This is a genomic window from Marinomonas sp. SBI8L, assembly GCF_001624705.1.
Classification (GTDB): domain Bacteria; phylum Pseudomonadota; class Gammaproteobacteria; order Pseudomonadales; family Marinomonadaceae; genus Marinomonas.
Genome location: NZ_JSEO01000008.1, coordinates 187577 through 202073, shown reverse-complemented (window position 1 = coordinate 202073; position 14497 = coordinate 187577). Strand labels below are relative to the sequence as shown.

Annotated in this window: 12 protein-coding genes; 6 read left to right on the top strand and 6 right to left on the bottom strand. The window is 41.8% G+C overall.

Annotation, left to right across the window (positions count from 1 at the left end; all coding sequences use genetic code 11):
• Positions 1-6: 6 nt before the first annotated feature.
• The gene (locus tag OA91_RS13905; protein WP_063338910.1) at positions 7-894 is read right to left on the bottom strand and encodes an AEC family transporter; all 888 of its coding nucleotides are present in this window, start codon (positions 892-894) and stop codon (positions 7-9) included.
• A gap of 164 nt (positions 895-1058) precedes the next feature.
• Here OA91_RS13905 and OA91_RS13900 point away from each other — a divergent pair, with 164 nt between their 5' ends.
• Entirely contained in the window at positions 1059-1376 is a 318-nt protein-coding gene (locus OA91_RS13900; RefSeq protein WP_063338909.1) for a 2Fe-2S iron-sulfur cluster-binding protein, read from the top strand.
• Positions 1377-1444: 68 nt separating this feature from the next.
• On the opposite strand, the gene OA91_RS13895 is transcribed toward OA91_RS13900, so the two are convergent.
• The 3 genes from OA91_RS13895 to tauA all read right to left on the bottom strand — a co-directional run bounded on the left by OA91_RS13895 (position 1445) and on the right by tauA (position 4342).
• Positions 1445-2341 carry an ABC transporter permease subunit gene (locus OA91_RS13895; RefSeq protein WP_063338908.1) on the bottom strand — a complete coding sequence of 299 codons (897 nt, stop codon included), beginning with the start codon at positions 2339-2341 and terminating at the stop codon, positions 1445-1447.
• Entirely contained in the window at positions 2341-3189 is an 849-nt protein-coding gene (locus tag OA91_RS13890; protein ID WP_063338907.1) for a taurine ABC transporter ATP-binding protein, read from the bottom strand. Before OA91_RS13890 ends, OA91_RS13895 begins: the two co-directional genes overlap by 1 nt.
• Before the next feature lie 124 nt (positions 3190-3313).
• The gene (gene tauA, locus OA91_RS13885; RefSeq protein WP_063338906.1) at positions 3314-4342 is read right to left on the bottom strand and encodes a taurine ABC transporter substrate-binding protein; all 1029 of its coding nucleotides are present in this window, start codon (positions 4340-4342) and stop codon (positions 3314-3316) included.
• Between the two features lie 165 nt (positions 4343-4507).
• Between tauA and pdxR the strand changes: the two genes are divergently transcribed.
• The 5 genes from pdxR (at position 4508) to hrpB (ending at position 11822) form a co-directional block, all read left to right on the top strand.
• Positions 4508-5977 carry a MocR-like pyridoxine biosynthesis transcription factor PdxR gene (pdxR, locus tag OA91_RS13880; RefSeq protein WP_063338962.1) on the top strand — a complete coding sequence of 490 codons (1470 nt, stop codon included), beginning with the start codon at positions 4508-4510 and terminating at the stop codon, positions 5975-5977.
• 116 nt (positions 5978-6093) lie between these two features.
• Positions 6094-6831 (top strand): sulfite exporter TauE/SafE family protein, encoded by a 738-nt coding sequence (locus tag OA91_RS13875; protein ID WP_063338905.1) that lies wholly within the window; start codon positions 6094-6096, stop codon positions 6829-6831.
• Between the two features lie 9 nt (positions 6832-6840).
• Positions 6841-7617: an SDR family NAD(P)-dependent oxidoreductase gene (locus tag OA91_RS13870; protein WP_063338904.1), complete on the top strand. Its 777-nt coding sequence runs from the start codon at positions 6841-6843 to the stop codon at positions 7615-7617.
• A 10-nt stretch (positions 7618-7627) separates the two neighbouring features.
• Complete coding sequence (locus OA91_RS13865; protein WP_063338903.1) at positions 7628-9010, top strand: aminotransferase family protein; 1383 nt, start codon at positions 7628-7630, stop codon at positions 9008-9010.
• Between the two features lie 184 nt (positions 9011-9194).
• Positions 9195-11822, top strand: a complete 2628-nt coding sequence (gene hrpB, locus OA91_RS13860; protein ID WP_063338902.1) for an ATP-dependent helicase HrpB — start codon at positions 9195-9197, stop codon at positions 11820-11822.
• Between the two features lie 46 nt (positions 11823-11868).
• Here the strand turns inward: hrpB and OA91_RS13855 are convergent, their stop codons facing one another.
• Complete coding sequence (locus OA91_RS13855; RefSeq protein WP_197477811.1) at positions 11869-13071, bottom strand: oxidoreductase family protein; 1203 nt, start codon at positions 13069-13071, stop codon at positions 11869-11871.
• Positions 13072-13219: 148 nt separating this feature from the next.
• Positions 13220-14344, bottom strand: coding sequence for an OmpP1/FadL family transporter (locus tag OA91_RS13850; RefSeq protein WP_063338901.1), 1125 nt, complete (start codon positions 14342-14344; stop codon positions 13220-13222).
• Between the last annotated feature and the right edge of the window lie 153 nt (positions 14345-14497).

The window sequence follows — 14497 nt, the reverse complement described above, 5'->3', positions numbered from 1 at the left end:
CTAAGCTTAAAGCACATATAACAAGATGCTAGGTATGGTGACCAGACTAATCAGGTTGCCTATTAGCACCATTGAAGCCACCTTGTTTGGTTCCTGCTGAAATAACTCAGACACAATATAATTCAATACCGCAGGTGGCAGACAGGCAAACACTAAAAGGTAAGCAAAATACTCTTCTTTTACGGGCCAGACCTGCTGCCAGACAAAGGCTGCTATCAAGCCTGTTAACGGACATAAAATACCTGCCAATAAACCTAAACGCCAGTTGGTTAAGTCCACATCATTCATTCTCACTCCCAAAGCAAATAGCATTAATGGGATAGAAATTTGCCCTAACATATCAATCGGGACAGATAAGGAGGTGGGCATGCTCCAACCAGAAAAACTAAACAGTAATCCAAATATAGTGGCCAGCACCATAGGCATAGTAAGTATGCTTTTCAGCTTGGTTTTAGGGTTGATGAGATACATGCCTAAGGTGAAGTGAAGCAGATTCTCTGTCAGAAAAAGTACCACTGCAATAGGTAAAACAGATTCACCAAACGCCAGTACCATCAAGGGAATACCTAGGTTACCACTGTTATTAAACATCATAGGTGGCAACAGAGTTTTAGTAGAAACACCCATAAACTTGGCAACAGGCCAGGCTAATAATCCAGAACCAACCACAATCACAGCAGCCCCGAGAATCAAGCCTTTATACTGCATCACATGGAAGCTACCTGAAGCCATGACAGAAAAAATCAAAGCAGGTACAAATACATCCATATTGATGCGGTTAGCAATCGTCATATCTGTCGATCGCCAGCGAGCGTATACAAAGCCAACTAGCACCACAAATACCAAAGGAAATACCGTATCAAAAGTACGTGATAATAATTCGGACTGTTCCATTGCCATTCCTTAAAGTGTAGAAGTGAAGCGTTTTCCCATGCTGATAACGTCTCTTTATTAAAAGCATGGGTTTTGCAGATGCGCATGCTAAAGTTAATGTGAAATAACCGCAAGCCAGACACGTTTTGATCAAGGGCTAATTACAGCATATGCAAGAAAAGATAATGAAAGATAAAACCCTTAAGATCACCCTGAGTCAATCCGACCAAAGGATGAGCTACCAGGCAGCCCCAGAAGAAAACATTATTGAAAGCTTAGAGAGACAAGGTAGAGAATTAAGAAAAGCCTGTGATAACGGAGTTTGTGGCGTGTGTTTAACCAAGCTCTATGAAGGTGAGATAGACTATGGTTTACGAGAACCTTTTGGCTTAAACCAGAAAGAGCTAGAACAAGGTTATATTCTGCCCTGTATTGCACACTGTAAAACTGATATCGAAATTGACGAGCCACCAGCACCAAGACAAAAGCGAACTAGGCCTTAAAACAAGTTCAGATACTGAGGGTATTAAGCCTGCAGTATCTGAATATTCTAGTGAGATATAAACCCTCTTTATTTTCCTTTCCAAGGGACTAATTTCCTTTCTAGATATCTCATGAAGAGATCAAATAGATAAGCAATAATCCCAATAACAAATATCCCCATGATAACAACATCGGTTACCAAAAATTCAGCCGCATTTAGCACCATAAAACCAAGCCCGGCTTGAGCAGCAACCATTTCAGCAGCAACCAAAGTCGTCCAACCAAAACCAATACCTATACGCATTCCTGTTAGGATTTCAGGTAAAGCATTAATTAAAATAATATGACGAATCACCTGCCAACGGGTCGCTCCCATTGAATAAGCCGCATGTATTTGCTCAATTGCGACTGACTTCACACCCGCCCTAGCACTTAATGCCATAGGGGCAAAAATCGCTAAATAAATAAGAACAACTTTAGAGACTTCACCTATCCCCAACCAAATAATTACTAAAGGTAGATAAGCTAACGGAGGTAAAGGACGATAAAACTCAATAATAGGATCAAATAGACCTCTGGCAATTCGATTAACCCCCATCAAGATACCAATAGGAACTGCGGTCAAAAACGCGAGAGTAAAGGCTGAAAAAACCCTCATCATGCTCCAACCCGTATGTTCCAATAAGGTTGCATTAGCAAAACCTTCAGTTGCCACTTCCCAAAATCGCTGAACAACAGCAAGGGGGGAAGGTAAGAATAGCGGCTTCACCCATTGAAAATGAGTAGCTATGTACCAAATGAGAATTAAAAAGACGGTCGTGAACAAGCTAATCATCAAGCTTTTACCTTGCCCTGGCGCTCCGTAAGACTCACCCGGTTTCACTGGCCCTGCGGCAAATAAAGATAAGAACTTTTGCATTAAGTTTGATTCAATTTTTGGTGCTGACGTTAAGTCTAAAGCATGAATGGATTCTTGATTTTTCATTAATGAGCCCCTCCGTTTAAGACTTCATCACCATGTATTATGCCTAACACCTTTTCTCTCATTGCAATAAATTCAGGCATAGATTTAACTTGTCGAGCATCCCTTGTTTCAAGGAAGATCTTATTAAAATCTAAGGCAAAGTCGTGGGTAATACGACCAGGTCTTGGAGACATAATGATTAATCGAGACGCCATAAAAAGCGCTTCTTCAACACTATGTGTAATGAAAAACATCATTTTTTGAGTTTGCTTCCAAACGTCTAACAAGAGCTCTTGTAAAACCTCACGCGTTAACGCATCGAGCGCACCTAAAGGTTCATCTAACAGCAACATTTGAGGGTCATTCGTTAGCCCTCTCGCGATACCAACACGTTGCTGCATACCGCCAGACAATTGATAAACAGGGTGTTTATGAAAATCTTCTAAGCCAACCAGTTTTAAAAAATAGCTTGCTCGCTCTATTCTCTCTTTCTTGCCAACACCTTGTAGCTTTAAACCAAATGCAGCATTTTCCAGCACATTTAACCAAGGCAATAGTGCATGTTTTTGAAACACCACGCCCCTATCTTTACCAGGTCCTGTTATCTGGTCCTGTAAATCTAATCCGCAGGCAACTCGAGGCAACCCTGAGATATCACTTTCCCCTAAGGTGAGGTATCCATTACTTGGTTGGATAAAACCAGCCATGAGATTTAATAAGGTGGTTTTGCCACAACCAGATGCTCCAAGAGCAACAACAAATTCTCCTGGTTCTATTTGAAAATTGATTCCTGAAAGAGCTGTCACAGTTTCGCCACCATTCATACCAGGAAACTGAACGGATACATCATGAATTTGTAATCGGCTCATACCATACTCCAAAAAATTAAATGAGATTTAAGGTGAAGAATTCAAGCTGGCTCTTGTGCCCAGCTTGAATACTATCTCTTGTATCGAAAAGAAGTTCTCTATTGAGAAAGAACTTAAGTTCTTATCAAAGTTTGGATGCCTCTAACGCAAAGTTTGGATTCACAAACACACTGTAGTCATTCGCTAAAGTAGACACCTTTCCTTCTTTTTTAAGAAATTCTGAAGTGAATTTAAGTGCTTTCGCCGCACCACCATCAGCACCACAACCTAACCAAGAGCAACTGGTTTGTTCTGATAAATTCGGGAATTGATAAAGCGCCAATACGCCTGGAACAGAGGCGGCTGATCCACCTGTCATTTTTGCAATATTCTTGATCATTACAGAATTTTCAGAAAGTACGGCTTTATTTTGACGATACTCACTGTCCGCATCCGCAATAAGCTTGATCAATTGTGCTACCGCTTTAGGCTGCTCATCACCAAAAGACTTGTTAATCACCATGCCATCAAAGGTCGCTTTGCCCCAACGACTCAGTTCCCCAGAACTAATCATGACTTGCCCTGATTGCTTAATACGACCTAATGCTGGGTCCCAGATAAAAGCAGCATCAATATCAGCACGCTCCCAGGCTGCGGCAATCGCGTTAGGCTGCATATTAATCAGTTTCACATCTTTATCCGTTAAACCAAATTGCTCCAATGCAAATAACATATGAAAGTGAGTTGTTGAAACAAAAGGGACGCCAATCTTTTTACCTTTAAGATCCTGTGGTGATGAAATACCAGAACCATTTCTAACAACTAAGGCTTCAGCATCATTAATATTTTCTAAAATCCAAACAAGCTCTATGTCTAAACCTTTATTGACCGCTGCCGCAATCGGGCTTGAGCCTGCTGTCGCTATATCGATATCACCTGATGCCATTGCCGTAATCACTTTGGCGCCCGAATCAAAACGACGCCATTTAACGTCAAAGCCTGTCACTTCCTCAAATTGCTTCTCTGCAATAACAGACTTCCAAGGATTCATCATCCCTTGGTAGCCAATGGTAACTGTCTCAGCGCTTGCATATTGAGAAGCAACAAGTCCGCCAGCAAGAATTGATAAGCCTAAGGTTTTCTTAATCATTCGCTTAATACTTTGTACTTTCATTGTGAATCCCCTTGAATATGAAATCGATGTGTAGGTTTCAACAGTAAAAGCACGAACACATAAAGTGATAGATCCAGTTAGTTAAAAGAATTAGTCCAGTTAGGTTCAGTGGACTAAAACTTGCATTAGATTGGAGCAATAGAGACCTAAAACGGGGGATTGGCTTTGCTTAAACACTACTTTCATATCGAGTTTGATCCAGAGCGAACCCTACAAGACCAGATCCGTGAATACCTAGTTGATCTTGTCTTAACAGGGAGCTTTCCACTTGATAAGCCGCTGCCATCATCACGTAATTTAGCCCATATGCTGGGGGTTTCACGTAACACTATCGTCCTCATTTACGAAAGCCTTGTAGATAGTGGTTATATTGAAGCTAAGTCCCGTAAAGGCTTTTTTATCACCGCGAATTACGATAGTCCTGAGACAATTGGCACCAACATTGTGCAACACCAAAAGAAGGTTTGCCCTAACTGGACACATAGATTTCAAAAACAACCCAGTAACGAACGCAACATAGTGAAGCCTAATGATTGGCAAGGATTTGAGTACCCATTTATCTATGGGCAGATTCAGCGGGAGTTTTTCCCTTTAGAGCAATGGCGCGATTCAGTTAGGAAAAGCATGTCAGGCCAATGGAATAAGTATTGGATAAATGACATGGTAGATACTGATGATCCCCTTTTAATAGAACAAATCCGCACCCGCTTACTTCCAAGACGGGGGATATATGTGGAGCCTAGCGAAATTATCATTACGATTGGCACACAGAATTCTTTATATCTTCTTGCCAACCTTTTATGTAGCGACAAAACACAAGTTACCATGGAGAACCCTGGGTTTCGTGACGCTCTAAATATATTTTCATTGTTTGATAGCAAGATACAAAAACAGAATGTTGACCATAACGGCATCATCGTCGACGACAAACTGAACTCAAGTGATTACCTCTATGTTACCCCAAGCACTCAAGTACCAACTGGGGTTGAGTTGAGTGAAGACAGACGTAAAGCACTGCTGGAGAAATCTGTAAAACATGATTTTGTCATCATTGAAGATGACTATGATGCTGAAATAAACATGAAAGAAAACCCACAACCCGCCTTGAAAGCCCTAGATCAAAATAATCGAGTGATCTATATAGGCAGCATGTCCAAGTCTATTTCCCCAGGGCTCAGAATTGGTTATATGGTGGCAGACGAAGAACTCATATCAGAAGTAAGAGCATTAAGACGCTTAATGTATCGTCATCCACCAGTTAATATTCAACGCCAACTCTCCTTATTCCTTTCTTTAGGTTATTACGATACTTACTTGCGTAAATTACGTGTTATTAACTCCTCTAAACTAAATCGAATGCGCGACGCGGTTAGCCAGTATTTACCACATATGTATACGGTCAAAAATGTCAGTGAAGGCGCCACCTCTCTTTGGTTAGAAGCATCGCCAGAGGTAAACACGGAAGAAGTGGCATGGCTTGCTGCTCGCAACAGCATTTTAATCGAACCTGGTGCAGTGCACTTTATTAATGAGGAGCCACCTAAGAATTTCTTCCGATTAGGTTTTTCAGCAATAGAAAATCATAAAATAGAGCCGGGTATCCATGCTTTAAAAACAGTATTTGAACACTTTTAATCCTTGGTACTACATTCCCTCTAAGTTGGCCCTATCAGCAAACTCTCTTTCCCCTATACCGTATTAGCACGTCAGATCGTCTTACTTTTCTGACACCTAATACGGAGATAGATTTGATGCCTCATATAGAATTCGCCATCGGCCTGATTTTTATTGCCGCTTTTATTAGAGGCTATACAGGTTTTGGTTTTGCCGCGATTGCGATTTCAGGCTTGAGTCTTATTTGGCCCATTCAGGTGAGTGTTCCAGTTATTCTTACTTTAGATTTGATCAGCTCTGTTGGCTTAATTTCTACCGCTTGGCATCATGCCCATAAACCCCTACTCAAACATCTTAGCCTTGGTGCTGTGGTCGGTATTCCTATTGGATTAATGATTTTAATAAAGGTACCTGACCCTGTATTAAAGTTTGCTTTGAGCCTGACAATTCTTTGCATGATTGCCAGTTTGATTTACTCATCCAGTATCACCTTACCTTTATCAAGCAGATTAACATCTGGTGTTGGCTGTATCTCAGGTGGCTTTAGCGCTGCGGCCTCTATTGGTGGTTTACCCGTGGTTTGCTATCTATTAATGACAGGTTTTTCGGCATCCATTCAAAGAGCGACCTTGGTTATATTTTTAACCGCTTCCGATGTTATTTCTGTGGGACTCATGGCATTTAATGACATTTTAACGGTTTCACTCATCTCCCCTATTTTGTGGTTATTAGTCCCGTCTCTCATTGGCGTACAAGTGGGACAGTGGTTCTTCACACGCAAGCCACCTCAATCCTTTCGCCCCATAGCGTTACCCATATTAATCACCCTCTCAAGCATTAGCCTCTACTTCAGCAGCATGCATATTTTTAAATAAGGAATTCATATGAAAAAAACCGCAGTTATTACAGGCGCAACATCAGGGTTTGGACTCGCATCAGCACGTGTTTTTGCTGCTGCAGGTTGGAACCTTATTCTAATCGGACGACGTAAAGAGCGACTACAAACACTCAGTGAAGAACTATCCAGTCTCTGTCATTTACTCACAATCACTTTAGATTTGAATGAGACAGATGCCGTCATAAAAGCCATGAATGAGCTTGAGCAGCCTTTTCATAAAATCGATTTGTTGATTAATAATGCTGGCCTTGCATTAGGTACAGAAGCGGCTCAGCACTCTGACTTGCAACAATGGCACACAATGATAGATACCAACATTAAAGGGCTCACCAGTATCACTCACGCGCTATTACCTAAGCTCATCGAAACAGGAGAAGGTGCATCCATTATTAACCTTGGCTCTATTGCAGGCAGGTGGCCTTACCCAGGAGGTAACGTTTACTGCGGCACTAAAGCCTTTGTAGAGCAGTTTTCTCTTAATTTACGTTGTGATCTAGCAGGAACAGGCGTGCGAGTGACTTGCTTAGCTCCCGGCTTGTCCGAAAGTGAGTTCACCCTAGTAAGAACAGGTGGAAATAAAGACGCTTACGACTCTCTGTATCAGGGCTCTCAAGCCATTCAACCTGAAGACATAGCTGAGACTTTGTTATGGATTGCGCAGCAACCCGCCCATTTAAATATCAATAGCCTTGAGTTGATGCCTGTCAGTCAAAGCTGGTCACCTTTTGCTATTAGCCGCAAAGAAATTAACCCAATAAGATAGGAGATCATCCATGTCACAGTTTAATGAATATACTAATGAAGAAATTCAAACCTTTGACAAGCAACAGGTTTGGCACCATTTAGCACCAGATGCCATGGTACAAAATGGTCTTCCTATGTTTGTAAAAGGCCAAGGTTTAGATCTTTGGGATATTGACGGTAACCAGTATCTTGATGCTTCAGCAGGGGGTGTTTGGGTTACTAATACAGGTTATGGGCGTCAAGAAATTGTTACCGCAATGAGTGAGCAATTACTTAATCTCAATTTCTTCGCGAGCGCTATGGCAAACAAACCAGCGGCTATTTTTGCTAACCACTTATTAGACAAGATGCCGGGAATGCAAAGGGTTTTCTATTCAAGCTCAGGCTCTGAAGCAAACGAAAAAGCCTTTAAAATGGTACGCCAACTTTCTGCCAAAAAGTACGACGGCAAAAAGTATAAAATTCTCTATAGAGAACGTGATTATCATGGCACAACACTCGCAGCACTCAGTGCCACAGGCCAGTCACAACGCCGTGATCAATACGGCCCATTTGTTCCGGGTTTTATTGAATTCCCCCATTGTTTTGAATATCGCAGTCAATTCGAGAACACCCAAGACTACGGTATAAAAGCAGCAGGACTGATGGAAGAGGTTATCCTACGTGAAGGCCCTGATACTGTTGGTGCTGTTATCATAGAGCCCATCACAGCAGGTGGCGGTATTATCACACCACCAGAAGGATACCTAAAAGCCGTTGAACAAATTTGTAAAAAGTACAATGTCTTGCTGATCTTAGACGAAGTTGTTTGTGGTCTAGGCAGAACAGGCAAATGGTTTGGTTACCAGCATTATGATATCCAACCAGATATCGTCACCATGGCAAAAGGTGTTGCGTCTGGCTATGCTGCGATTTCTTGCACTGTCACGACTGAGGCTCTTTATCAAAGCCTGCAAGAAGGAAGCAGCCAAGACAAGCTCGGTTATTTCAGAGATATTTCAACCTATGGCGGTTGCTTAGCAGGCCCTGCCGCTGCCATTGCCAACATGAAAATTATTGAAGATGAAAACTTAATCGAAAATAGCGCCATGTTAGGAGATCTTTTATTAACAGGTTTAGAAAACCTTAAAGCCAAATACGAGATGATTGGCGATGTCAGAGGAAAGGGGCTTTTATGCGGTATAGAGCTAGTCACAGACCCGATAACAAAAGAGCCCGTTGATGAGTCGGTTGCAATCAGTGTGTTTGCTGAATGTAAAAAAGCAGGGTTATTAATTGGCCGCACCAACCGTAGCTTTGAAACACATAACAATATTCTGAATTTCAGCCCTGCCCTATGTATATCAAGGGATCAGGTCATGCAGATATTAGCAATACTTGATCAGGTCTTTGCGAAAGTAACTCAAGATTAAACACTAACTACAAACAAGATAACGATTTTGCAGACTGAGAGTTTATTCACCCCTAGATAAGCTCCTAGTCTGCCTTTTCTTATCCAAAAGCACCTAGAAAACCGCTTTGGCCTCATCCTGACTTTCTTTTAGGTATTTTACGAATCAGTTAGTATTACTTTTTTGTTTGCTTGTCTGACTCAATATGAATGCCGCTAAACTTGATTTTACTGCACTAGACCTACCCATTACTCAAATTATTGAGCCTCTTCGTCAACAGCTTAACCAGCATGATGAAGCTATTTTAGAAGCGGAACCTGGAGCAGGTAAAACTACGCTAGTGCCTTTAGCTTTGTTAGATCAACCTTGGTTAAAGCAACAGAAAATACTCGTACTTGAACCAAGAAGACTAGCAGCTAAACATGCCGCAGCTAGAATGGCAGAGCTACTCAAAGAACCCTTAGGTAAAACTGTGGGTTATCGCATTCGCCACGAACAAAAAGTCAGCCAAGATACCCGTATTGAAGTTATTACCGAAGGAATCTTAGTTCGATTATTACAAGATGACCCTAGCCTTGAGGGCATAGGTTTAATCATTTTTGATGAGTTTCATGAACGTAATCTAGATTCAGACTTGGCTTTAGCCCTGTGTCTTGAAAGCCGTGATTTTCTCCGTGAAGAAGAACCACTTAAGTTGCTCATCATGTCGGCGACCTTGGAGCAAGCTTCTTTAGAAAAAGCCTTAGGTTGTCGTCGTTTATTTTGTCCGGGCCGTAGCTTTCCTGTCAGCGTCAATTATCAAAACTTAAACCTAAAACAAGATGAGATACTGCCTCACCTTAGTCGTACTGTGTGTCATGCACTAAGCAATGATGAAGGTGATATTCTTGTTTTCTTACCCGGTCAAAGTGAAATCAACCGACTAGAATCAAGCCTGCAAGATCAGCTGACGGATCATTGCCAGGTACTTCCTCTCTACGGCAAATTAGACTTTAAAGCTCAGCAAGCGGTATTGGCACTTAACAAGCACTCAGATGATGCCTCAAATAAAGCGAATAAGAGACGAGTCATACTTGCCACTGCGATCGCACAGACCAGCTTAACCATTCCCAGCGTTAAGGTCGTGATTGATTCTGGCTTAAGCCGAGAAGCCAGATTTGATGCGAATACAGGTCTGACTCGTCTTCATACCAGAAAGGTAAGCCAAGCTGAAAGCATTCAACGAACTGGCCGTGCCGGTCGTACCTCAGAAGGTGTCTGTTATCGGTGGTGGAGCGAAGACGCGCAAAGCCGCCTCATGGAACAAGCTCCACCTCAAATCATCACAGCAGACCTTAGCAACCTTGCTTTAGAGCTTGCCAAATGGGGAGCTAGCCACCACCAAGACTTGACCTGGTTAACCCCTGTTCCAGAAGGTCATTGGCAACAAGCTGTTGGGCTCCTACAACACCTAGGTGCTTTAGAGAAACAAGACAATTTAAAGCTAACCGCGTTAGGTGAAGCCATGTCTCAATTCTCTGCCTCAGCCCGTATTGGTCAATTAATTCTTGCAGGAATCGCGATTAAAGAAAGCAAATTAAGCACACTTTTAGGTGCGCTTATTATGGAAGGCAATAGCGGCCATACTCAGCAAATGGATTTGAGTGAAAAAGCACTAGGTTTTCACACTAAGGCAAACCAAAAAGTCACTAAAACTCAGCAACAGTTGTTACAACAAATGAATAAACTAGCACAGGGATTAGTGAAGAAAATTGAGCTAACCTCAAGCCATCTTACGGCATCTGATCTAGCGGCATTCACACAAGAGGACAAAATAAGCTACCTACTTGCCTGCGCTTATCCAGATCGTATTGCCAAACAACAAACGCTAGATAACAGCAGCCAGTGGCAAGATTATAAGTTAGCCAATGGCCGTTTAGCACAACTACATAAAAGCCAAGCCGTTGCGAAAGCAGGTTTTATCATTGCCTTAGAAACCGGCGGTAACAGCAAGTTTAATAAGGATCAGATTTTCCTAGCAAGCCCTTTAAATCCTCACCTCTTTGAAGATGCGCTTCATGAACTCACCAGCGTCGTTGAAAAGGTGAGTTGGCCTAAAAATAGTGAGCGATTACTTTCTAGTCAAGATACTATGGTTGGTGGATTGTGTATTGCCTCTAAAAAGCTTTCTCAAGTTTCTGAAGAGGCTCAAACACAGGCGGTTTGCCAACATATAAGAAGCTTAGGGTTACACCTTTTAAACTGGGATAAAGCCGCCCTACGAGTAAGACATAGACTTGCCTTTATTTACCAGATTACTGAATCAGATCAGCCAAACTTACCTGCTCAGATGACACAGTTCCAATGGCCCAAAGTGGATGATGCTAGTCTACTGGACAGCCTAGAGACATGGTTGGCTCCCTACCTAGCGAATGTCAGCACTCATGCTAAATTAAGCCAGCTATCCCTTGCTGATATTTTGCTAAACCAATTGGAATGGAGCCAGCAACAAGCCTTGGCAAAGCTTGCGCCAGAGAGTTTAAAAGTCGCTTCGGGAAACCAGATTCGATTAGATTATCAAGCCTTTCCCCCTAGCTTAAAAGTCAAATTACAGGAGATGTTTGGCACATTGAAAACACCTGAAATTGCAGGCACCAAGGTAAAAATTGAGCTTTTATCACCGGCTCAAAAACCTCTGGCCATCACTCAGGACCTAGAGCACTTTTGGCAAAACGCCTACCATGAAGTGAAAAAAGAGATGCGAGGCCGGTATCCAAAGCACCCTTGGCCTGACAATCCTTTAGAAGCCATTGCCTCAGCCAAAACCAAAAAAGCGCTAAGCCGAGATTCCTAGCAAACTTACTCAAAAAAGAACAAGCTCATTAAAGAAAGAGCAAGCTTTAAAGCTTGCTCAAAGCACTGGCGGTTAATGCGCGACTAAAGCTCGTGTTTTTCTTATGAGTAGGAGACCAGCCTTCTAAAAAGCGCTGAAAGTCAGCCCAAGCCAACTCAAAAGCAAAGCGCCACTCTTGCTCTAAGGCTTTGATGTCTAACTCAGAATTTAATTCAGCTAAACACATTTTTAGCTTAACGAAATAGGCATCCAGTAACTTACCCCAGTGGGTTTGGCACTCTGATTCAGACAAACAACTACCAAGCAGATAAATGAAATCTTTCATGCCACAGCCAATACCTGTGTATTGAAAGTCTAGAGCGGCGACTTTCATTCCATCGGTTTGACTCTTTTTTGAAAAACAAAAATTAGCGACCTTGGCATCCCCGTGGATCAGGGTTTTAAACCTTAAGTTATTGAGCTTTTTATCTAAGGCGGCGGCTTTTTGCTTTAGTTTTGATTCTGGCATTTTCTGCCATTCATCTGGCCTTGTGGCCAAATGCCAATAGCTACCTATTGGCCATAATCCAAAAGGCTTAGGCAAACCTTGTGAACAAGTAGCAAAGTTATCCACTTTATTTTCAAAACCTTGCGGCAAGTGGCTCGACATCCCCCTATTATCTGGTTTAGCAAAGTCCTGAAGAAAGAAGGCGTGAAAGCTTGCCAGCCAGTCAATACAATGCAAGATTTGAGCCTCAGTTAAGCTGTCATACCTTAATGGAAAGCCTGAAGCATCTAAGTCTTCAAGGAGAAGAACTTGCTGGCAACTTTTTTGATCATAATAAGCTTGATGGCAATAAGGGATATTTAAGTTAGTAGGCCAATTTTCCAGCTTTCTTGTTTGGTTAAAAAGCCGATAGGCATTCATTTCGACCTGATAAGAAGATAGTTTTCTTTGATGAGCAATATCACTTTGCCAGCCTCTTGGGTGAACAACCCTCTCTGGCGGATTAACCCATTTCACGACCACTGAGGTGGGTAGCTTTGCATTAGGTGAAGATGAAGCTTGAGATAAAGATGGGGTGAGTTCGAACTTAACGATTTCACCATAACCAGACCACAAACTTTGAACCCTTTGCCCAAGGCTTACTTTTTCTAATTGAAAGCCTTGTTTTAACCAATGGCGAATAACCTCTTGGTCTAGATTGTCAGACAGTAAGTTTTGAAGGCTTGAATTAAAAACCTGTTTGTCTCTTGCTAAAGGCTGCAAAGCCACTCCCCAATCAAACAAAAAACAGCATTCTATCAGTTTAATGACTGAGACTCAGAACTTTGGAGATGTCGCTCTCTTTAAAAAGGGGATTAATAAAGAGAGCCTTAGTTAAAAGGAATAGAAATAAAACGCTGGAGCCAAGTAATTAAAAATAATATTCCGCCATAAAAGTAATACCTTGGGTGACATTATCTTCAAACTTTGTCCCCATATCATCTTCCACATCTTTAGCGACAGCATATTCATAAGCGGCAATTAAATTAATATCATCTACAAGATATGAACCCGCTAAAAAGATACCTCGGTAACCGTCATTTGGGGCTAACGGGTTTACTTTTTCTTCTAATGGCTCTTCGTGAATATATTGAATATAAACACCAGCCTCATCATTAAACTGTTTGGCTAACCCTAACTTATAAGTCATGGCATCCTTTTCATAGGTTGCCAGCTCTCCCGCGACAGATGAGCTAATCACTTGATCACTCCACTCACGCCACTGGGCACTAAAGGTTAGCAATGTTCCTTCTGCTATACCGGTTTGAAAATCAAAGATGATGGCTTGAGGTAAGCTAAAATCACTGCCACTTTTAGCTGTATCAGTTGCATCGCCAGTATTCGATAAAATGATGTCGCTTGTCTCTGTTACATCAAAACTATGGTCGACTTTACTTTGAAAGACGAGGCTGGCTCGCAATGCGATGTCTGGGACCTCAAAAGAAGCACCCGCAATATAACCAAGTGCTGTATCCGAGCCAAAATCCGCTTCAATACTGGGGACACTTCCCGGTGCTTGGTTAGCGGATACTGAGGCAATATTACTATTTATCGTCATATTGCCTGATGTTTTATTAATGGTAGGCCCAGCTATTAGGGAATAACTTTCGTTAAATTGATATTTAAAGGTAAGCGCTAAGCTTTGAGTTTCTATTAAGGCTTTGGTACCCGCATAAAAGCCTTCTTGATGGGAAACATTTAGATTATAGGGATCATACAATTGTGCGCTGACATCGATCTTATCTGTGAGTTGCTTATGCAAGCCTAAGGTATATACCTTAGTATCATCAAAAGATTCTCCGGTTTTCCCTCCGCCTAAGCTTGTCGAGTAATCTCCGTTAAAATTATAACGATAACTAGAATAAGCAAGGTTAACTTTTTCTTTATCACTGTAAACCAAGCTTAAATCATAAGGTGTGAATTCATAGACAGCAGCACTTGCTGAGAAAGGAGCCAAGAGTGCTAAGCACACAAACGGCATGTTGAATTTATTCATGGATAGTCCCTAATATTTTTTATTATTGTTTTGCATGCTCCTAAGCGTTATTAGAGAAATCACCGCTTTTCGAGGAACTTTCCTAGAGTTAGAGCGCTAAAACAAGCGTCTTAGAAAGTCACTTTAAGCATCGAAATTTAGGCTAAATGTGGT

Coding starts and splice junctions, on each gene's coding strand:
- OA91_RS13875 (WP_063338905.1), top strand. CDS start 6,094: ATGCCTCATATAGAATTCGCCATCGGCCTGATTTTTATTGCCGCTTTT.
- OA91_RS13900 (WP_063338909.1), top strand. CDS start 1,059: ATGAAAGATAAAACCCTTAAGATCACCCTGAGTCAATCCGACCAAAGG.
- OA91_RS13905 (WP_063338910.1), bottom strand. CDS start 894: ATGGAACAGTCCGAATTATTATCACGTACTTTTGATACGGTATTTCCT.
- OA91_RS13865 (WP_063338903.1), top strand. CDS start 7,628: ATGTCACAGTTTAATGAATATACTAATGAAGAAATTCAAACCTTTGAC.
- OA91_RS13850 (WP_063338901.1), bottom strand. CDS start 14,344: ATGAATAAATTCAACATGCCGTTTGTGTGCTTAGCACTCTTGGCTCCT.
- tauA (WP_063338906.1), bottom strand. CDS start 4,342: ATGAAAGTACAAAGTATTAAGCGAATGATTAAGAAAACCTTAGGCTTA.
- OA91_RS13895 (WP_063338908.1), bottom strand. CDS start 2,341: ATGAAAAATCAAGAATCCATTCATGCTTTAGACTTAACGTCAGCACCA.
- hrpB (WP_063338902.1), top strand. CDS start 9,195: ATGAATGCCGCTAAACTTGATTTTACTGCACTAGACCTACCCATTACT.
- OA91_RS13870 (WP_063338904.1), top strand. CDS start 6,841: ATGAAAAAAACCGCAGTTATTACAGGCGCAACATCAGGGTTTGGACTC.
- OA91_RS13890 (WP_063338907.1), bottom strand. CDS start 3,189: ATGAGCCGATTACAAATTCATGATGTATCCGTTCAGTTTCCTGGTATG.